A 16,725-nucleotide genomic window follows, 5' to 3' on the forward strand; every position below is an offset into this window, starting at 1 on the left:
TATATCAACGCTCGAGAGGTTGGTGCGGGCAGGCGCCTCGCCAACCTGGTCAGGTCCGGAAGGAAGCAGCCACAACGAGTCCCGCTTGGGTCGTTATCAATCTCTCACCTCGTCACAGGCTGCGCAGCAGGTTGTGACAGCCGAAAGTGCCTTTGCGCAGCAAAGGTCGCAAAAGGCCCATATCCTGAGATGCAAACCTCACGCCAACGTCGCTGCCTTTGCGGCCCACCCCCAGCGATGAGCGTCCAAAGGCAGCGAAGAGCGGCCGCTAGAGACTTACGAAAACGTATCGCACTGCCCCACATCGCCACTATCGTAGCCACGCGCGAACCAGCCTGCGCGCTGCTCGGATGTGCCATGGGTAAAGGTATGTGGTTGCGGCACGCGACCCGCTTGCGATTGCAGATGGTCGTCCCCAATCATCCGCGCCGCATTCAGCGCCTCTTCCAGATCACCGCGCTCCATCAATCCTTGCACATTGCGTGCCCAAATCCCAGACAAGCAATCCGCCATCAGCTCCAGCCGAACCGTCAGCCTGTTTGCTTCGGTCTTTGAGCTGCGCTGCCGTGCCGCGTTCACCTTTGGCAAAATCCCCAATTCGTTCTGCACATGATGCGCGACCTCGTGTGCAATCACATACGCCGCCGCAAAGTCGCCCCCTGCGCCCATCTGCTGATCCAAAGCGGTGAAAAACTGGGTGTCCAGATAGGCTTTGCTATCGGCCGGGCAATAAAACGGCCCTGTAGCACCACTTGCCCCGCCGCAGGGGCTTTGCGTCACGCCATTGAAGATCACCAAGGTCGGCGGCGTATACGTCCGCCCCAACTGTTCTTGAAACACTTTTGTCCAAACCGCCTCGGTCGTGGTCAGCACCTGTGCGCTAAACTCGGCTGCCGCCTCGTCACCCGCACTGCCGCCTGACTGCTCTTGCTGCTGCACACTGCCACCTTGCAACAAAGGCGAGACATCAATCCCCGTGAAATAGCCAATCGCAAGCACAGCAAGCACCCCGACCACGCCCAATCCGCCCTTGGCGCCGGCACTGCGCCGCGAGCCGCCGCGCATCTCGACATTGCTACTGCGCTTAATTCCTCTGAGCCGCATGGCATCTTCCCCTAACCATATTTTCCAATACCATAACACAATAGTACGGCTTTGGTTCAATGCATCAAACAATGACGCTGCTGCGAATCGCAGCACACTGCGCCGTTGCCCCTGCCTGCGCCAACGCATACCCTGCGGCTAACACCCGAATCCCACCCGACAGGATGCCCATGTCAGACGCTACCGCCTACCGCGTACTTGCACGTAAATACCGCCCTGAAACCTTTGCCGATCTTGTCGGTCAGGAGGCAATGGTGCGCACCCTGAAAAACGCGTTCGAGGCAGACCGCATTGCGCAAGCCTTTATCATGACAGGCATCCGCGGCACGGGCAAAACCACCACGGCGCGGATCATCGCAAAAGGCATGAACTGCATCGGCACCGATGGCACCTCTGGCGCAACAACCGACCCCTGCGGCGTGTGCGAACACTGCACCGCTATTATGGAAGGCCGCCACGTCGACGTGATCGAAATGGACGCTGCCTCCAACACAGGCGTCGCCAACATCCGAGAGATCATCGATTCCGTCCACTACCGCGCAGCATCGGCACGGTACAAAGTCTACATCATCGACGAAGTGCACATGCTGTCCACAGGCGCGTTCAACGCCCTGCTCAAAACCCTCGAAGAGCCGCCAGAGCACGTCAAATTTATCTTCGCCACAACGGAAATCCGCAAGGTTCCGGTCACGGTCCTGTCGCGCTGCCAGCGCTTTGACCTGCGCCGGATCGAGCCTGAGGTGATGATCGCCCTGCTGCAAAAAATCGCTGGTGCAGAGAACGCACAAATTGCCGATGACGCCCTTGCCCTTATCACCCGCGCCGCCGAAGGCTCGGCCCGCGACGCGACATCGCTGCTGGACCAAGCCATCAGCCACGGCGCAGGCGAGACGACAGCGATGCAGGTGCGCGCCATGCTCGGCCTCGCCGACCGTGCCCGCGTGCTGGACCTGCTCGACATGGTCCTGCGCGGTGACGCCGCCGCGGCCCTGACCGAGATTGGCGCCCAATACGCCGAAGGTGCCGATCCGTTGGCCGTGCTGCGGGATCTGGCCGAGATCACCCATTGGATCAGCGTTGTCAAAATCACACCCGACGCGGCCGAGGACCCGACAATATCGCCGGAAGAGCGTGACCGCGGCCGCACTATGGCCGACGCGCTGCCGATCCGCGTACTGACACGGCTGTGGCAAATGCTGCTCAAAGCACTGGACGAGGTGGCAACCGCGCCCAACGCGATGATGGCCGCCGAAATGGCGATCATCCGGCTCACCCATGTGGCCGACCTGCCCACCCCGTCCGAGCTGGTGGCAAAACTGCAAAACACCCCTACCCCGACGGGCGGCTCCTCGCTACCCTCCGGGCGCTCCTCGCCCTCGGGCAACGGTGCGCAAGCCGTAAGCCAAGCACAAAGTCGGATGGAAGCAAACCCGACCGCAGGTGGCCAAACCACCGCCCTCGCCCGTGATCCCGCCGAAGCACTGGCCCATTATCCCACGTTTGAACACGTCCTCGAACTGATCCGCCACAACCGCGACGTCAAATTGCTGGTCGAGGTCGAAACATCCCTACAACTCGCCGCTTACCAACCCGGCCGGATCGAGTTTGTGCCCACAAACGCAGCTCCCCGTGACCTTGCCCAACGGCTCAGCGGCAAGCTCCAGCTTTGGACAGGCAACCGATGGGCCGTCACCGTGGTGAACGAAGGCGGCGCGCCCACCATCGCCTCCATCCGCGACGCAAAAGACAACGCCCTGCGTGAGGATGCCGAGGCGCACCCCCTGATGCAAGCCGTGCTTGTGCAATTCCCGCAAGCCAAGATCACCGCCATTCGCACCCCCGAAGACATCGCCGCCGCCGCCGTAAGCGAGGCGCTGCCAGAGGTCGAAGATGAATGGGACCCCTTCGAGGACAGCTAACGCGGCGCCTGTGGCTCTGCCTGACGGCAATCCCCACCGCAGCAGCAGCAGAAGTCTGCAACAATGAGCACCCCTTGGGCGATGGGACACCAGTTTCCGCTTGGGAAGAGGCGCTCCCCCCCCCCCCCCCGCAGGGTGGCCCCTGATGCTCGCACTGATCCTCCACCGCCGCTGGCTTTGGCTGCTCTGCGCCGCAATCGCAGCACTCACAGCATGGGCGGCTAATTAATTACCCCAACTTGATGACCCCGACACGCCCTTCTTTACGCTCATGCAACAAGAAGGCTGCATAGGGCTGCCCTACTTGTCGAACAGCATCTGTGCTGCCATATCTATCCTCAGCACATACACCGCCCTCAAACGGCGCAAACCCAAAAGGATATGACATGTTCAAAGGACTAAGCGGTCTCGGCGATATGGCCGGAATGATGAAGAAAGCCCAGGAGATGCAGGGCAAAATGGCCGAGATGCAGGAAGAAATGCACAACATCATGGTCACAGGCGAATCCGGCGCAGGCCTCGTCAAAGCAACCTGCTCCGCCAAGGGCGAGCTTAAGGCACTCGACATCGATCCGTCGATCTTCAACGGCGACGACAAAGAAGTCGTCGAAGACCTGATCCTCGCCGCGATCAAGGACGCACAAGGCAAAGCCTCAGACCGCGCACAGGAAGAGATGGGCAAACTGACCGAAGGCATGGGCCTGCCCGCTGGCATGAAGCTCCCCTTCTAAACCACGCCGCACCAAGCACACAAAGGACAGGGCAGCACGACCTCTCTGCTGCCCTTCTTTATTTTGCCCTTAAACTCAATCCCATACGCGCAACAGGCACCCACAGATGAGTTCAACCCGCGACATCGACGCGCTGATCGAACTGATGGCCAAACTCCCCGGGTTTGGTCCCCGTTCTGCACGCCGTGCGGTCCTGCATCTCATTCGCAAACGCGCCCTGCTGCTGTCGCCATTGGCCGACACGATGCAACAGGTCGCAGCCACCGCCCGCGAATGCCTCAACTGCGGCAACGTCGGCACCTCTGACATCTGCGATCTGTGCGAAAACGAAAAACGCGCCAACGGAGAGCTTTGCGTTGTCGAAGACGTGGCCGACCTCTGGGCGATGGAACGCTCGGGCGTATTCAAAGGTCGCTACCACGTGCTCGGCGGCACGCTCTCGGCCCTCGATGCCATCGGCCCGCAAGAGCTGCGCATCCCCCGCCTAATCGACCGCGTCCAAAGCGAAGGCATAAACGAAGTCATCCTCGCCCTGAACGCCACTATCGACGGGCAAACCACCGCCCACTACATCGCCGACCAGCTTGAGGGCAGCGTGACCCTCACCTCCCTAGCCCAAGGCGTCCCCATCGGCGGAGAGCTCGACTATCTCGACGATGGCACAATCACTGCCGCGATGCGGGCGCGCAAACAGCTCTAGCCGTCAATCGCGGTCCGGTCAGGCCTTATTCGGCTGTGATCCTCCGCTCGACGTCATCTCATCTGGCACCAACAGCGCTTTGCCATGCCTTTGCCGCAAGCGCCTAATCAAACAAACTCGAAAACGGCCCACACCGATACGCCCCGACCGCGACCACATTGCCCGCAGCACTCCAGTCACAGCACTCCCCGAACGAAAAAAGGCGCCCGAGACCGGACGCCTCTTCAAGCTTGCACTCGCAAAACATCGCTGCCGTGAAGAACGGCAAGCGCGTTATTTTGCGTCTTCGTCGCTCTCGTCGCCGTCAGGCAAGTTAAAGAAGCTTTCAGCGTCAGAGAAATCGCTGTCTTTCTTGTCGTCTTCCTCGTCGTCATTCGTGGAAAGGGAGAAGGTCTCAAGCCCTTCGATCGCTGCGGGCATTTTCGGCTCTGCCTCCATGCCAAGGCTCTGCTCGGTGCTGACCAGCTTGCGACGCTCGTCGTCGGTCATCACGTCGCCTTCTTTGGCCTTTTTGGCCGCAGCTTTTTGCACAGCGGCATCCAGTTCGGACTGCTTACACAGGCCAAGCGCCACAGGATCAATCGGCTGGATGTTCGCGATGTTCCAATGCGTCCGCTCGCGGATCGCCTGAATGGTCGGCTTGGTCGTGCCGACCAGCTTGCTCACCTGCGCGTCGGTCAGCTCTGGGTGGAACTTGACCAACCACAAGATCGAGGCAGGGCGGTCCTGACGCTTTGACAGCGGCGTATAGCGTGGGCCACGGCGCTTTTCCTCACCGCTGGCAGCGGCGTTGAACTTGAGCGTCAGCTTGTGCAGCGGGTTGGCTTGCGCCTTGTCGATCTCTTCTTGAGTCAACTGGTTGTTGGTGATCGGGTCAAAGCCTTTGACACCAGCCGCTACATCGCCATCCGCAATGCCTTGCACCTCCAACTCGTGCATGCCGACGAAATCGGCAATCTGCTTGAAGTTGATGGTGGTGTTGTCGACCAACCAAACAGCGGTGGCTTTTGCCATAATCGGTTTTGCCATGTCTCTCTCCTATAAACGCACCTTCCCCGTCGCCTGAATTAGGCTGTCCTGGCGGGCCAGAACCGTTTCCAATTTGGGGGAACTTGTGGCTTATATAGCCAAGGACCCGCCATAAGGAAAGACCCCAGATGCGCCGTATTTTGCTCACCCTCGCTTTGTGCCTCACCCCCCTCGCCGCCACCGCCAAGGGAGAACGCGCAGGCGATTTCGACTATTACGTCATGGCGCTCAGCTGGTCGGCAAACTGGTGCGCACTGGAAGGCGATGCGCGCAACTCTCCGCAATGCGACACATCCGAAGACCACGGATGGATCCTGCATGGGCTCTGGCCGCAATTCCACCGCGGCTACCCGTCGTTTTGCAAAACCGCCAAACGCGCACCCAGTCGCAGCATGACGGGCGACATGGCCGACATCATGGGCACAGGCGGCCTGGCGTGGCACCAATGGAACAAACACGGCACCTGCACCAACCTCAGCGCGCCCGATTACTATGAGTTGTCGCGCCGCGCCTACGCCACGGTCACACGGCCTTCGGTCTTCCGCAAACTCGACCGCACCGTCAAACTCCCCGCCTCCGTGGTCGAGGACGCCTTTATCAAAGAAAACCCACACCTCACCCGCGACAGCATCACCATCACCTGCCGCCAAGGCTACATCCAAGAGGCCCGCATCTGCCTCTCGCGTGACCTCACCCCCGTCCCCTGCGGCCGCGACGTGATAAAGGACTGCACCCTAAAAGACGCCGTCTTCACCCCCCTGCGCTAGGCCCCGACCACGGCACCACCGCTTCTTTATTTTGCCAATAAACTCATTCCCGCAATCAGCCCCGCACGCAAACCGAAGAGTTCAACCCATGTACTCAATCAACCGCTCCACCAACCAGATCACACCGCTGCAAAAGCACAGCTTCAAAGACCTCGGCTTCACCGAGCGCAAACACCTGCAAGAATGGCTCGCCCAGCACCCCGAAGCCTTGGGCGATCTGCTGATTATCCAGAAAGAGTTCGACGGCTTCGACAACACCCGCGAACGGCTCGACCTGCTGGCCCTCGACCGTCAGGGCCGCATCGTGGTGATTGAGAACAAACTCGACGATTCGGGCCGCGATGTGATCTGGCAGGCGCTCAAATACGCGGCCTATTGCTCGACCCTCAAGACCGCGCAAATCGTCGAAATCTACAGCCGCTATCTGGGCCAGCCGATCGACACCGCCCGCGAGGCAATCACCGAATTCATAGACGCAGGCGACAGCGAGGAGCTATCGCTCAACACCGCCAACAGTCAACGCATCATCTTTGTCGCCGCCAGCTTCCGCCCAGAGATCACGGCGACAGCCCTCTGGCTGCTGGGCAAAGGCGTCAGCATCACCTGCTTTCAAGTCTCGCCCTTCTCTAGCGGAGACGAGCTGTTCCTCACCGTAGACCAAATCATTCCCCCGCCTGAAACATCGGATTATATGATCCAACTGGCAGAGAAATCAGCGGTGGAGGAAACCGCAAGCATAGGAAAAGCAGAGCGTCACATAAGGCGACGCACATATTGGGAAGCTGTTATGGAGTACCTTGCACTGCATAACACACCTTTGTTGGACAACAGAACCGCGACTCAAGAAAATTGGATGAATATCGCGTCAGGCAAAAGCGGCCTGCATTTCACGCTCATTCTTCTCAAGACAGAAGTCAGGGTAGAATTCATCATTGATACGCCGGACAAGGCGCGAAACTTGCGGATATTCCAACATCTCAAAGATAATCGCGCCGTGTTTGAAGACCGGTTCGGCGCACCGCTCGAATGGCGTGACTTACCGGATGCAAGGCTGTGCCGCATTGTCTCGAAGCTTGAACTGGACACAACAGAGATTGGCAATCAGGCAAAAGCGATTGAATGGCACCATAGCCGCATCCAGTCTTTAATCACCGCCTTTTCGCCTTCAATCCCCGAAATCGCCGCCCTCTAGCCGCCGATCTTCAGCACAATTTTCCCGATATGCTGGCTCGCCTCCATATGCGCGTGTGCGGCGGCGGCGTCTTCCATGTCGAAATCGCTGTCCATCACGGGTACCACGCGCCCCGCGTCCAGCAGCGGCCACACGGCCTCGCGCAGCTCGGTCGCGATACCGGCTTTGGCCAAATCCGATTGCGGCCGCAGGGTCGAGCCTGTCATCGTCAAGCGCTTCATCATCAGCGGCGCAAAGTTGATGTCCGCCTTCGGCCCGCCAAGGAACGCGATCTGCACCAACCGCCCCTCAAAATCCAGCGCCTTGAGGTTGCGTGCGATATAGTCGCCACCGACCATGTCGAGGATCACATCCGCGCCGCCCTCGGCCTCCATCACCTCGACAAAGTCCTCCTCGCGGTAATTGATTGCCCGCTCGGCGCCCAGCGCCACACAGGCGGCGCATTTCTCGGCATTGCCCGCGGTCACAAACACCCGCGCCCCGAACGCATGGGCCAGCTGGATCGCTGTCGTGCCGATCCCGCTTGAGCCGCCGTGGATCAAGAACCGCTCGCCCGCCTTCAGCCCGCCGCGCATGAAAACGTTGGACCACACGGTAAAGAACGTCTCGGGCAGGCAGGCCGCTTCCTTCATGCCCATGCCCGCAGGGACGGGCAGGCAATGGGCAGCAGGGGTAGCCACATATTCGGCATAACCGCCACCGGGCAGCAACGCACAGACCTTGTCGCCCAGCGCGAGGCCAGAAACACCTGCGCCGATGGCTACAACCTCGCCCGAGGCCTCCAGCCCCGGCAGATCGCTGGCGGTGGGGGGCGGTGCATAGGCGCCCGCGCGTTGCAGCGCATCAGGCCGGTTCACCCCCGCCCACGCGACCTTGAGAACGACCTGACCATGTGCAGCCTGCGGCATCTCCCGCTGGGTCATCTGTAGAACGTCCGGCCCACCGGGTTTGGTGATCTCAACTGCGCGCATCATCTGGGTCATCGGGGGGGTCCTTTCGGGGTGTCTCGTTTTGCGGTCACTGTAAATCAGGCACGAAGGGAGTACACCCCCATATGGTCAGCGCGGGAGACGTTTGTTAAAGCACCCCCACAGCAAAAGGGGACAGGGACCGAAAATGCCAGATGCACAGTTCCAATGGCACCCCTCTGCCCGCGCATTCGTGGCAGGCGTGCAGGTGACGCCTTGCATGCAGGCCGCCACTGCGCAGATCCCGCCTACGCCTCTGGCTGCTGCGTTTTCGGGGCTGGCCAATGCCTTTGGCACCGTGCCTTTTTGTGTCACCGATAGCGCCACCGTTGATCTGTGCGCTCTGCCCCCGTCGCACTTTGCCACCCTGACCGGAGGCACTTCTGGCGCTCCCAAAGTCATCGCCCGCAGCCAAGCATCATGGACCGCCAGTTTCGAGACAAACGCCGCTCTGTTTGACTATGGCCGTGGCGACAGCATCGCGGTCTTGGGTGCGCTCAGCCACTCACTCGCCCTTTACGGTGTGCTAGAGGCGCTGCATCTGGGGATGGACATTCACGCACTGTCAGACCTTGGCCCCCGCGCCCAAAGCACGCAATTGCACGATCACAAATGCGCAATCCTCTATGCGACACCGACCCAGTTGCGCCTGTTTCCCGCTGCGCAGCCCCTACCCGCGCTTCGTCTGATCCTTTGCGGTGGCGGTGCGCTTGACGCGGCCACTCAAGACCATATCGCACGCCTGTGCCCCAACGCCGCCTTGCATGTCTTTTACGGCGCGGCGGAAACCAGCTTTGTCACGCTGGGCGATGCCTCCACACCCGAAGGGTCCGTCGGGCGTGCCTATCCAAATGCCGACATCGCGGTGCGGGACAAGGATGCGCAGGGCATCGGCAGCGTCTGGGTCCGCAGCCCCTATCTGTTTGATCACTACCTGCAAGGCGACAGCCCCCACACCCGCCGCAACGGCGACTGGACCACCGTAGGAGAGCGCGGACATCTGGACCCGCAGGGCAATCTGTTTCTCAAAGGCCGCGCAGGGCGCGTGATGAACGTCGCGGACCAGACGGTCTACCCAGAGGAACTGGAGGCCGCGATTTGCGCACTGACCCATGCGCCCTACTGCGCGGTGATGGCGCGGGCCGACACCCTGCGCGGGCAGCACATCATTGCCGTGCTGCCGGGACCCGAGGATGCGGGCCTGCGCCAAACTTTACCCCGCGCCTGCACCACACGCGGCCTGCACCCCCCGCGAGAGGTCCTCTTCCTTGAGCCCTTTCCGATACTCCCCTCGGGCAAACCCGACCTGCAACAGATCGCAACCCTGACCGGAGCGCAGGTATGAGCGCCCATATCATCGGCGCCTGCCGCTCTGCCGTGGTGCCACGCGGCGGCGTGTTTGCCGCACTGTCACTGGACGCGCTTGGCGCGCCGGTCTTGCGTGCGGCCTTGGCCCAAGCGGGGGTGAGCGCGCACCAAGTAGACGAGGTCATCGTGTCGAATGCCATCGGCGGTGGCGGTAATCCTGCGCGCTTGGTGTCTCTTGCCGCGGGCCTGCCCGAACATGTCGCAGGGCTGAGCATTGACCGCCAATGTGCGGGCGGGCTGGACGCGCTGTTGCTTGCCCGTGCGATGATCGCCAGCGGTGCCGCCGATGTGGTCGTCGCGGGCGGGGTTGAAAGCTATTCGCGCAGGCCGCAGCGCTTGCGTACCTTTGCCGACGGCCGCCCGCCCGAAGGCTATGACCAACCGCCCTTTGCCCCATGGCCTGCCCGCGACCCCGACATGGCAAACGCCGCAGATACGCTGGCCCGTGTCTATGGCATCACGCGTGAGGCGCAGGATATGTGGGCCGTTGAGAGCCACCGCAAAGCTTTGGCGCAGCCCCTCCCGCCAAGAGAAATCACCGCGATAGAGGGTCAGTGCAGCGACCCTTTTGCCCGCCGTATGACACCCGCACTGGCCGCACGGGCCAAGCAGATCAGCGGCACAATAACGGCTGCGAATATGGCAGTGGCCGCAGACGGGGCAGCGTTCTGCGTCATTGTATCAGACAGAATGCGGCGGCGATCGGGCTTGGACGGGGTAGAGATCCTCGGCGGCGCGACCAAGGGGGACAGGCCGGAACTGCCCGGCATTGCGCCACTGGCTGCGATCAAAGCCGCCTTTGCGCAGACGGGCCTGTCAGCGGATCAGATCACCCATGCCGAAATCATGGAGGCCTTTGCCGTGCAGGCCATCGCCTGCGTCGAGGGGGTGGGGCTGGACCCGATCTGCGTCAACACAGGTGGCGGTGCTTTGGCGCGGGGCCATCCGATTGGCGCGTCGGGAACCGTAAATGCCGTGCGGCTGTTTCACCAGCTACACGGCACAGGCGGCACCGGCCTTGCCGCAATTGCGGCAGCCGGCGGGATCGCAACCGCGCTGATCCTAGCTGCGTGAAACAACATGCGCGGGCCGCGCACGGAACAACGCCGCGGTGATCAACGCCGCCAATACCGCTTTGATCATGTCGCCGGGGATGAATGCCGTGACCATCAGGGCCGCATCAACGACTGAACGCTCGAGAATAATCGCAAGCCCCCCGATGCCAAAGATATACAGCACGATAACCCCGCCAAAGATCGCTGCCAGTCCCGCAGCCCAAGCGACCGCAAGATGGCCCAACCGCTCCATCATCCAGCCCGTTGCAAAAGCCGCAAAGGGAAAGCCGATCAAAAACCCTGCTGCGGGGGCGGAAAACAACCCAAGACCGCCGCGCCCGCCTGCCAAAAGCGGCAGGCCAATCGCCACCAGCCCGACAAACAGCAACGCCGCATAGCCGCCGCGCTTGGCCCCCAGCACGGTGCCACACAGCATCACCCCAAGGCTTTGCGCCGTGATCGGCACACCAAAGGCCAGCGTTAATTGCGGGATCAGCCCAAGGGCCGCGATCAGTGCAGCAAAAAGCGCAACCTGCGCAACGGTCCGTTCTGTTGTCATGATAATCTATCCATTTCTATACCGCCGCGCGCACGCAGCGCTTGGGCTACGTGGTCGGCATCATCCAGTGCAAGCACCATAAACGGCACAATCACACGCCAGCCCGCTCGCTTGCGCGACCTTGCCCGCCACGCCATCGCCAATGCGCCACCCTTGTGTGCCAATACGGGCGTAAAGCGGATCACCATCGCGGATGCAAGTTGTACCGCACGTAAATTCAGGCCGACGCGGGTGAGCGGGTGCAAAAGCCAACGCACCACCTGCATCATATCGGTCAGGGTTGTGGTCATCGTGACCAGATTGGCCAAAGCCACAGCGGTCAGCATTCGCACCGTGATGTGCAGCCCTTGCGCCAAGCCCCCTGTCACCAGATGCCAGGCAAGGATCAGGACGACGAAAGGCCAAAGCGGCCAAAGCCTGCGCAGACCAAAGCGCAAAAACCCGCGCCCTGGCAGCGCATACAAAACCGCCGTAAGCACAGCCGCCAGCAGCATTATCCGAAGGTCCGACACCCAGAACAACCCCACAGAGGCCACGCATAACGCGCCCAGCTTTGCCCCCGCGGGCCAGCCGTGGGCACGGGTTCTAACCGGTGAGGTCAGTGAGATCATCACGCGCCCCCAGTTCCTGCATCGCAGCCGTAAAGGCGGGAACCACGTCCGCAACCGCGCCTTGATTCGCCACCGCGCCGCGCTCGATCCAGACGGCGTGGTCATAGCCTGCAACCATGCGCGGATCGTGGGTGATGTGGATCAACGCCGTCTGCGTCCGCTCCAACACCCGCGCCAGATGCATCGCGGTAGGAATATCCAGCCCCGAGAAAGGCTCGTCCAGAATGATCACCTCTGGCTGCATCGCGATAATCGCCATCAGGCAGACCAACTGCCGCTGCCCTTGGGAGAGTTCATGCACGGCGGCCTCGGCCCACGTTGCCTTGCCGAAATCCGCGAGAGTCTGCGCCACGCGGCGCGTCACGGCAGGCTTGTCCATGCCCATCTGCGACAGGCCAAAGCCAAGCTCCTCTGCCACCGTGGGAAAGATGATCTGATGATCGGGGTTCTGGAACAGGATACCCACAGCAGACAAAGCGCCGCGCCTGTCGCGCGCCACATCGACGCCCGCAAGATGCACCGTGCCAGTATCCAACAGCACTAAGCCCGCCATCACCCGCGCCAGCGTCGACTTGCCAGAGCCGTTGCGCCCCAACACCGCCACCCGCCGCGCATCGGTTTGCACCGTGACGTCGCGCAGGATTGCACGGTCGTCGATCAACAAACCAGCGGCGTTTACATCGATAAGAGGGCGCGGATGTGTCAAAATAAACCTTTGGGCGGAAGCATCATTGGCAGGGGCTTACCAGTCACGCCGCAGCGCGAAAAGCGCGAAACTTGATCGCACGGCATCCAGCCTCGCGTCTGGCCGAAGCGCTACCTCTCCCACACCGCCAATGTCGTAATTTTGTGTTTGTCTGCGCCGGCCTGTTAAGTGACGCGCCGAAGATGAGGGCGCCCTTGGTCCTGTCACGCCAGCGCGTGCCATCCTGACCTGCGCACCTTGATCTAAGCAGCAGAAGGCGCGCCGCCCACCCTCGTCGCGCTGTCGTAGCAGGCTTAAGGCCGCGTCCAGCGCCCCGGCAGGTCATTCGCAGGCATTCGCTGCGGCGCTTTGACGTGGCTCAGCAGCCAGTTCGGGCCTGCCATCAGCTTGCTCAAAACAGGGCTCGCCTTGACCTGTGCCTTGAACTTTTCGATCTGCATCACATCCCCGATGCGGCGGTCCAGAAACGCCCAAGTGTCTTCGTGATTGTCGCTGGTATCACCCAGCCAGAACAGCACGGTGGAGGAATATACCCCGCTCAGCGTGGCGCGTTTGGTGTACCAGTTCACATCCTCCGAAGTATCCCCAAGCGCGGTCCAGATCGCGTCAGCTGTGCCCCAGATTGCGCGTGCCCCGTCGGGCGCATACATCGGCAATGCAAACAGCGTTGTGCCACGGCGCACGGCCTCTTTGTCCTCGGCAGCCTCAAGGCGAAACCGCACAGCGGCGGCCACACGGTCGCTGTATTTCATCGCGTCCAGATCCGCCTGCGCCATCTGCGCCAGCATCATAGCATCGCCCTGCGCATGATACGCCAATGCCAGATCAACAGCGCCCCTTGGGCAAATGCTGTGCGCGACTGTCGGCTCCACCCCCGAATCGGCAATTGCCGCGTCGAACGTCGCCTGCGACCACCCGTCAAAGGGGACATGCATCAATGCCGCTTCCAAAAGCTGCTCTTTGGGGGTGCTGTGCGTTTCCTGCATGGGGTGTCTCCTCGGGATGACCTGAACACTGGACATTATAGCACATCTTTGCTAAACGGCCACTTCCTGCAAATCCTTGCAACTTCAAACTAGAAAGGTGGTGAAAACCACATGCAGGTTAGTGTTCGCGATAACAACGTCGATCAAGCGCTGCGCGCCCTGAAGAAAAAACTTCAGCGCGAGGGTGTGTTTCGTGAAATGAAGCTCAAGCAACATTTCGAGAAACCTTCCGAGAAAAAAGCACGCGAGAAAGCCGAAGCGATCCGCCGTGCCCGTAAACTGGCACGCAAGAAAGCACAGCGCGAAGGTATGATGTAAATCATCCCCTCCATGCTTTGAGAATAGATTACCCCGTGGCCCCTGTGGTTGCGGGGTTTTTTATTTGCCCGCGGCCCCTATAATCAGGTCACCGCATCCCTCCCCGCGAAGAAGGACACAAACATGATCGCCTATGTCACCGTCGGGGCCGATGACATCCCCCGTGCCAAACGGTTCTACTGCGCCTTCCTGCCCGCGCTGGGGTACGAGCTGTCGGAGGGAGTGGAGGGGCTGAGCTTTGCCCTGCCCGTCCCTGACGGACAACGCGCAACGCTGCCCGATTTCTACGTCAAACCCACCTTTAACGGGGAACCCGCCACAGCAGGCAACGGCACGATGACCGCATTCGAGGCCCCGTCCCAATCGCAGGTGCGCGACCTCCACGCCGCCGCCCTGATCGCAGGTGGCACAGACGACGGCAAACCGGGCTTTCGCCCTGCCTACGGCCCACATTTCTACGTCAGCTACCTGCGCGACCCACAAGGCAACAAGATCGCACTATTCTCGGCAAACCCTGACGAGGCAGGCCGCGACGATTGATGCGCTAAACCGGCAGCGCCGTCGTTTTGAACACCGTCCGCAAGGCAAAACTGCTCTGCATCTGCCCCACGCCCGGCAACCGCGCAAGATACTGCCGGTGAATGCGGGCGAAATCCTCTGTATCCTCGGCCACGACCTTTAGCAGATAGTCGGCAGACCCCGCCATCAGGTGACACTCCAACACATCGGGTATCCGCGCCACGGACTTCTCGAACGCATCCAGCACTTCGTCAGCTTGGCCCTGCAAGGTAATCTCGACGAAAACAGTCGTCGGCACCCCGATTTTACGAGGGTCCAATAACGCGACATAATCGCGAATATACCCTTCCGCCTCCAACCGCTGCACCCGCCTGTGACAGGCCGAGGGCGACAGGTTCACCTGCTCGCTCAGCCCTGCGTTAGACATACGCCCGCGCCGCTGCAACGCGGCCAGCAACTTTTTATCAATAGAATCGAGCATGAGCGCATCCTCTTTGCGTAACCCGTACCTTCTACGCAAGATATGACGCTATTTACACCACCCCGTGCGCAATCATACCCAAAACCGAAAACGCAAAAGGCCCGCCATCGCAGGCGGGCCTTCCATCACTGCAAACGCAGGACTTACTTCTTCAGAGCAACCAGAATCTGGGCCAGCAGTTCTTCTTGTGTGGGACCTGCAGGGGCCTCTGGTGCTGCTTCTTCCTCTTTCTTCATTTTGTTCACTGTGCGAACCAGCATGAACACAACAAACGCGATGATCAGGAAGTTGATGATCGCCATGATGAAGTTACCATAGGTGAACTCTGCTTCGCCAACCGATGCAGACAGACCAGAGAAATCAACGCCACCCATAAACAGGCCAATCAGCGGATTAATCATGTCTGCAACCAGTGAACCAACGATGGCGGTAAACGCGGCACCGATGATGATACCAACGGCCATGTCCATGACGTTGCCCTTGGCGATAAAGTCTTTAAATTCGTTAAGCATGTGCTTGTCCCTTACTTTTGTTGTCGGTCGCAGAATTTCCCACCCTGAGTACCGTTGCATCAGGAACTAACACAGCAACCATCACGAGACAGCTTGTTTTTATGGGGAAACGACAGCTTTGAGGTCCCGTAAAACCAAATCGAAAAATTCCCGAGCGTTCACAAACAGATAGCCCTATGCGGGCAAAACACGCCGCGCCGCGCGCGTCAAAGTTGAGGCATCAAACGCCCGTCCCCGCCTGACGTCAGCGAAAATTCCGCCCGTTCCAGCGGATCGCCCATGCGGCCCCACCATGCGCATATCCGGAAATAACGGGAACAGAGGTCGGCCCCAACGTGACGCCGCCACCCAAAAAGTCGGACTTGAGCTTCAGCAGCTGCTCCTCACGCACAAACAGCTTCACCGTGCAGACCTGCATCCCACATCGGCGACTGATCGGGTTGCCCCCAATGCAGGTCAGCCCCCCATGCGCCAAGACCAAGTCCCTGCGCCCGTCGCCCGTCAGATCCCGCTCAACCGCCCCCGCCCGCTTGAACCGTCCGCCAGAGGGGCATGCAGCCTTGATCTCTTGCGCAATCAAATACTGCGCCGCCTTTTAATAGGATTGCGCGCTGGCCCCGCCAACAGATAGGGCAACAAACCCCGCCGCCAACGCAAGCCCGAGCATCACGGCAACTGCGCCGTCAGCACATAGCGCAAAATATCAACCACCTGCGCAGGCTCCGACGCCACGGCCAAAGCCGCCGCATCAACTTCCTTCAACGCATGCGCATGATCCGCCCCGTGCAGAATAATCAACGACTTGCCCAGCGCCGCGGCATAGCCCGCATCAAAGGCAGCGTTCCACTGCTTGTACTGCTCGCCGAAACGCACAACGACCACATCCGCATCTGCAATTCCCTTTCGCGTGCGGATCGCATTTATCTGCGCTCCCTTGCGGTCATGCCAGAACTTGTCCGCCTCAGCGCCCAAAATCGCCACACCACAATCATCGCTGGCCGCGTGATCCGTCACAGGCCCCGAAAACACAACGTCAAGGGCCGCTGCCCCTTCGGTAATCTGCTCACGCCAATCCGTGTGAATCTCACCCGACAAATAGACCTTCAACATCTTACGCTCCCGTTCCTGATTACACGCAGCCCGCGCTTCTTTATTTTGCCAATAAACTCAATCCCGCAGCCTCCACGGGCGCAGACGCCC

The 16,725-nt window shown here is 60.7% G+C and carries 20 protein-coding genes and 1 other RNA gene; 10 read left to right on the top strand and 11 right to left on the bottom strand.

The annotated features are described in order from the left end of the window. Positions 1 to 12: 12 nt before the first annotated feature. An RNA gene (gene ffs, locus ABMC88_RS02970) (signal recognition particle sRNA small type) lies at positions 13 to 110 on the top strand. A 166-nt stretch (positions 111 to 276) separates the two neighbouring features. On the opposite strand, the gene ypfJ is transcribed toward ffs, so the two are convergent. Further along, positions 277 to 1,104 carry a KPN_02809 family neutral zinc metallopeptidase gene (gene ypfJ / locus ABMC88_RS02975; RefSeq protein WP_349575333.1) on the bottom strand — a complete coding sequence of 276 codons (828 nt, stop codon included), beginning with the start codon at positions 1,102 to 1,104 and terminating at the stop codon, positions 277 to 279. Between the two features lie 170 nt (positions 1,105 to 1,274). Here ypfJ and ABMC88_RS02980 point away from each other — a divergent pair, with 170 nt between their 5' ends. The 3 genes from ABMC88_RS02980 (at position 1,275) to recR (ending at position 4,454) form a co-directional block, all read left to right on the top strand. Next, positions 1,275 to 3,023, top strand: coding sequence for a DNA polymerase III subunit gamma/tau (locus ABMC88_RS02980; protein ID WP_439655562.1), 1,749 nt, complete (start codon positions 1,275 to 1,277; stop codon positions 3,021 to 3,023). A gap of 386 nt (positions 3,024 to 3,409) precedes the next feature. Further along, on the top strand, positions 3,410 to 3,754 hold the full coding sequence (locus tag ABMC88_RS02985; RefSeq protein WP_349575334.1) for a YbaB/EbfC family nucleoid-associated protein: 345 nt from the start codon (positions 3,410 to 3,412) through the stop codon (positions 3,752 to 3,754). 106 nt (positions 3,755 to 3,860) lie between these two features. Further along, positions 3,861 to 4,454 (top strand): recombination mediator RecR, encoded by a 594-nt coding sequence (gene recR, locus ABMC88_RS02990; protein WP_349575335.1) that lies wholly within the window; start codon positions 3,861 to 3,863, stop codon positions 4,452 to 4,454. 273 nt (positions 4,455 to 4,727) lie between these two features. Here the strand turns inward: recR and ABMC88_RS02995 are convergent, their stop codons facing one another. After that, complete coding sequence (locus tag ABMC88_RS02995; RefSeq protein ID WP_349575336.1) at positions 4,728 to 5,483, bottom strand: DUF1013 domain-containing protein; 756 nt, start codon at positions 5,481 to 5,483, stop codon at positions 4,728 to 4,730. Between the two features lie 128 nt (positions 5,484 to 5,611). Between ABMC88_RS02995 and ABMC88_RS03000 the strand changes: the two genes are divergently transcribed. Then, the gene (locus tag ABMC88_RS03000) at positions 5,612 to 6,250 is read left to right on the top strand and encodes a ribonuclease T2 family protein (protein WP_349575337.1); all 639 of its coding nucleotides are present in this window, start codon (positions 5,612 to 5,614) and stop codon (positions 6,248 to 6,250) included. Between the two features lie 88 nt (positions 6,251 to 6,338). Next, positions 6,339 to 7,442: a DUF4268 domain-containing protein gene (locus tag ABMC88_RS03005; RefSeq protein ID WP_349575338.1), complete on the top strand. Its 1,104-nt coding sequence runs from the start codon at positions 6,339 to 6,341 to the stop codon at positions 7,440 to 7,442. Here the strand turns inward: ABMC88_RS03005 and ABMC88_RS03010 are convergent. Beyond that, the gene (locus tag ABMC88_RS03010; protein ID WP_349575339.1) at positions 7,439 to 8,425 is read right to left on the bottom strand and encodes an NAD(P)H-quinone oxidoreductase; all 987 of its coding nucleotides are present in this window, start codon (positions 8,423 to 8,425) and stop codon (positions 7,439 to 7,441) included. The genes ABMC88_RS03005 and ABMC88_RS03010 overlap by 4 nt on opposite strands. A 133-nt stretch (positions 8,426 to 8,558) precedes the next feature. On the opposite strand from ABMC88_RS03010, the gene ABMC88_RS03015 reads away from it, so the two are divergent. Together ABMC88_RS03015 and ABMC88_RS03020 are read left to right on the top strand one after the other, a co-directional pair. Then, complete coding sequence (locus ABMC88_RS03015; RefSeq protein ID WP_349575340.1) at positions 8,559 to 9,755, top strand: AMP-binding protein; 1,197 nt, start codon at positions 8,559 to 8,561, stop codon at positions 9,753 to 9,755. Then, the gene (locus tag ABMC88_RS03020; RefSeq protein ID WP_349575341.1) at positions 9,752 to 10,852 is read left to right on the top strand and encodes a thiolase family protein; all 1,101 of its coding nucleotides are present in this window, start codon (positions 9,752 to 9,754) and stop codon (positions 10,850 to 10,852) included. The genes ABMC88_RS03015 and ABMC88_RS03020 overlap by 4 nt, the downstream gene beginning before the upstream one ends. On the opposite strand, the gene ABMC88_RS03025 is transcribed toward ABMC88_RS03020, so the two are convergent. From ABMC88_RS03025 to ABMC88_RS03040, 4 genes are all read right to left on the bottom strand, one after another. Continuing rightward, the gene (locus ABMC88_RS03025) at positions 10,841 to 11,392 is read right to left on the bottom strand and encodes a biotin transporter BioY (protein WP_349575342.1); all 552 of its coding nucleotides are present in this window, start codon (positions 11,390 to 11,392) and stop codon (positions 10,841 to 10,843) included. The two genes, ABMC88_RS03020 and ABMC88_RS03025, sit on opposite strands and share 12 nt — an antisense overlap. Beyond that, positions 11,389 to 12,003, bottom strand: coding sequence for a CbiQ family ECF transporter T component (locus ABMC88_RS03030; RefSeq protein ID WP_349575343.1), 615 nt, complete (start codon positions 12,001 to 12,003; stop codon positions 11,389 to 11,391). Before ABMC88_RS03030 ends, ABMC88_RS03025 begins: the two co-directional genes overlap by 4 nt. Continuing rightward, the gene (locus ABMC88_RS03035; protein WP_349575344.1) at positions 11,978 to 12,709 is read right to left on the bottom strand and encodes an energy-coupling factor ABC transporter ATP-binding protein; all 732 of its coding nucleotides are present in this window, start codon (positions 12,707 to 12,709) and stop codon (positions 11,978 to 11,980) included. The genes ABMC88_RS03030 and ABMC88_RS03035 overlap by 26 nt, the downstream gene beginning before the upstream one ends. Positions 12,710 to 13,002: 293 nt before the next feature. Further along, on the bottom strand, positions 13,003 to 13,695 hold the full coding sequence (locus ABMC88_RS03040; RefSeq protein WP_349575345.1) for a COQ9 family protein: 693 nt from the start codon (positions 13,693 to 13,695) through the stop codon (positions 13,003 to 13,005). Positions 13,696 to 13,806: 111 nt separating this feature from the next. Between ABMC88_RS03040 and rpsU the strand changes: the two genes are divergently transcribed. Both rpsU and ABMC88_RS03050 read left to right on the top strand, forming a co-directional pair. Then, positions 13,807 to 14,013, top strand: coding sequence for a 30S ribosomal protein S21 (gene rpsU, locus ABMC88_RS03045; RefSeq protein ID WP_007118112.1), 207 nt, complete (start codon positions 13,807 to 13,809; stop codon positions 14,011 to 14,013). A gap of 123 nt (positions 14,014 to 14,136) precedes the next feature. Further along, positions 14,137 to 14,553 carry a VOC family protein gene (locus ABMC88_RS03050; protein WP_349575346.1) on the top strand — a complete coding sequence of 139 codons (417 nt, stop codon included), beginning with the start codon at positions 14,137 to 14,139 and terminating at the stop codon, positions 14,551 to 14,553. A gap of 4 nt (positions 14,554 to 14,557) precedes the next feature. Here ABMC88_RS03050 and ABMC88_RS03055 read toward each other — a convergent pair whose 3' ends face one another. The 4 genes from ABMC88_RS03055 to ABMC88_RS03070 all read right to left on the bottom strand — a co-directional run bounded on the left by ABMC88_RS03055 (position 14,558) and on the right by ABMC88_RS03070 (position 16,635). After that, on the bottom strand, positions 14,558 to 15,013 hold the full coding sequence (locus ABMC88_RS03055; RefSeq protein ID WP_349575347.1) for an Lrp/AsnC family transcriptional regulator: 456 nt from the start codon (positions 15,011 to 15,013) through the stop codon (positions 14,558 to 14,560). A 143-nt stretch (positions 15,014 to 15,156) separates the two neighbouring features. Then, positions 15,157 to 15,525, bottom strand: a complete 369-nt coding sequence (gene mscL, locus ABMC88_RS03060; RefSeq protein ID WP_349575348.1) for a large-conductance mechanosensitive channel protein MscL — start codon at positions 15,523 to 15,525, stop codon at positions 15,157 to 15,159. 244 nt (positions 15,526 to 15,769) lie between these two features. After that, the gene (locus ABMC88_RS03065) at positions 15,770 to 16,105 is read right to left on the bottom strand and encodes a hypothetical protein (protein WP_349575349.1); all 336 of its coding nucleotides are present in this window, start codon (positions 16,103 to 16,105) and stop codon (positions 15,770 to 15,772) included. An 86-nt stretch (positions 16,106 to 16,191) separates the two neighbouring features. After that, on the bottom strand, positions 16,192 to 16,635 hold the full coding sequence (locus ABMC88_RS03070) for a YtoQ family protein (protein WP_349575350.1): 444 nt from the start codon (positions 16,633 to 16,635) through the stop codon (positions 16,192 to 16,194). Positions 16,636 to 16,725: the final 90 nt, after the last annotated feature.

Source organism: Sulfitobacter aquimarinus (assembly GCF_040149565.1).
Classification (GTDB): Bacteria; Pseudomonadota; Alphaproteobacteria; order Rhodobacterales; family Rhodobacteraceae; genus Sulfitobacter; species Sulfitobacter aquimarinus.

Coding starts and splice junctions, on each gene's coding strand:
- ypfJ (WP_349575333.1), bottom strand. CDS start 1,104: ATGCGGCTCAGAGGAATTAAGCGCAGTAGCAATGTCGAGATGCGCGGC.
- ABMC88_RS02980 (WP_439655562.1), top strand. CDS start 1,275: ATGTCAGACGCTACCGCCTACCGCGTACTTGCACGTAAATACCGCCCT.
- ABMC88_RS02985 (WP_349575334.1), top strand. CDS start 3,410: ATGTTCAAAGGACTAAGCGGTCTCGGCGATATGGCCGGAATGATGAAG.
- recR (WP_349575335.1), top strand. CDS start 3,861: ATGAGTTCAACCCGCGACATCGACGCGCTGATCGAACTGATGGCCAAA.
- ABMC88_RS02995 (WP_349575336.1), bottom strand. CDS start 5,483: ATGGCAAAACCGATTATGGCAAAAGCCACCGCTGTTTGGTTGGTCGAC.
- ABMC88_RS03000 (WP_349575337.1), top strand. CDS start 5,612: ATGCGCCGTATTTTGCTCACCCTCGCTTTGTGCCTCACCCCCCTCGCC.
- ABMC88_RS03005 (WP_349575338.1), top strand. CDS start 6,339: ATGTACTCAATCAACCGCTCCACCAACCAGATCACACCGCTGCAAAAG.
- ABMC88_RS03010 (WP_349575339.1), bottom strand. CDS start 8,425: ATGACCCAGATGATGCGCGCAGTTGAGATCACCAAACCCGGTGGGCCG.
- ABMC88_RS03015 (WP_349575340.1), top strand. CDS start 8,559: ATGCCAGATGCACAGTTCCAATGGCACCCCTCTGCCCGCGCATTCGTG.
- ABMC88_RS03020 (WP_349575341.1), top strand. CDS start 9,752: ATGAGCGCCCATATCATCGGCGCCTGCCGCTCTGCCGTGGTGCCACGC.
- ABMC88_RS03025 (WP_349575342.1), bottom strand. CDS start 11,392: ATGACAACAGAACGGACCGTTGCGCAGGTTGCGCTTTTTGCTGCACTG.
- ABMC88_RS03030 (WP_349575343.1), bottom strand. CDS start 12,003: ATGATCTCACTGACCTCACCGGTTAGAACCCGTGCCCACGGCTGGCCC.
- ABMC88_RS03040 (WP_349575345.1), bottom strand. CDS start 13,695: ATGCAGGAAACGCACAGCACCCCCAAAGAGCAGCTTTTGGAAGCGGCA.
- rpsU (WP_007118112.1), top strand. CDS start 13,807: ATGCAGGTTAGTGTTCGCGATAACAACGTCGATCAAGCGCTGCGCGCC.
- ABMC88_RS03050 (WP_349575346.1), top strand. CDS start 14,137: ATGATCGCCTATGTCACCGTCGGGGCCGATGACATCCCCCGTGCCAAA.
- ABMC88_RS03055 (WP_349575347.1), bottom strand. CDS start 15,013: ATGCTCGATTCTATTGATAAAAAGTTGCTGGCCGCGTTGCAGCGGCGC.
- mscL (WP_349575348.1), bottom strand. CDS start 15,525: ATGCTTAACGAATTTAAAGACTTTATCGCCAAGGGCAACGTCATGGAC.
- ABMC88_RS03070 (WP_349575350.1), bottom strand. CDS start 16,635: ATGTTGAAGGTCTATTTGTCGGGTGAGATTCACACGGATTGGCGTGAG.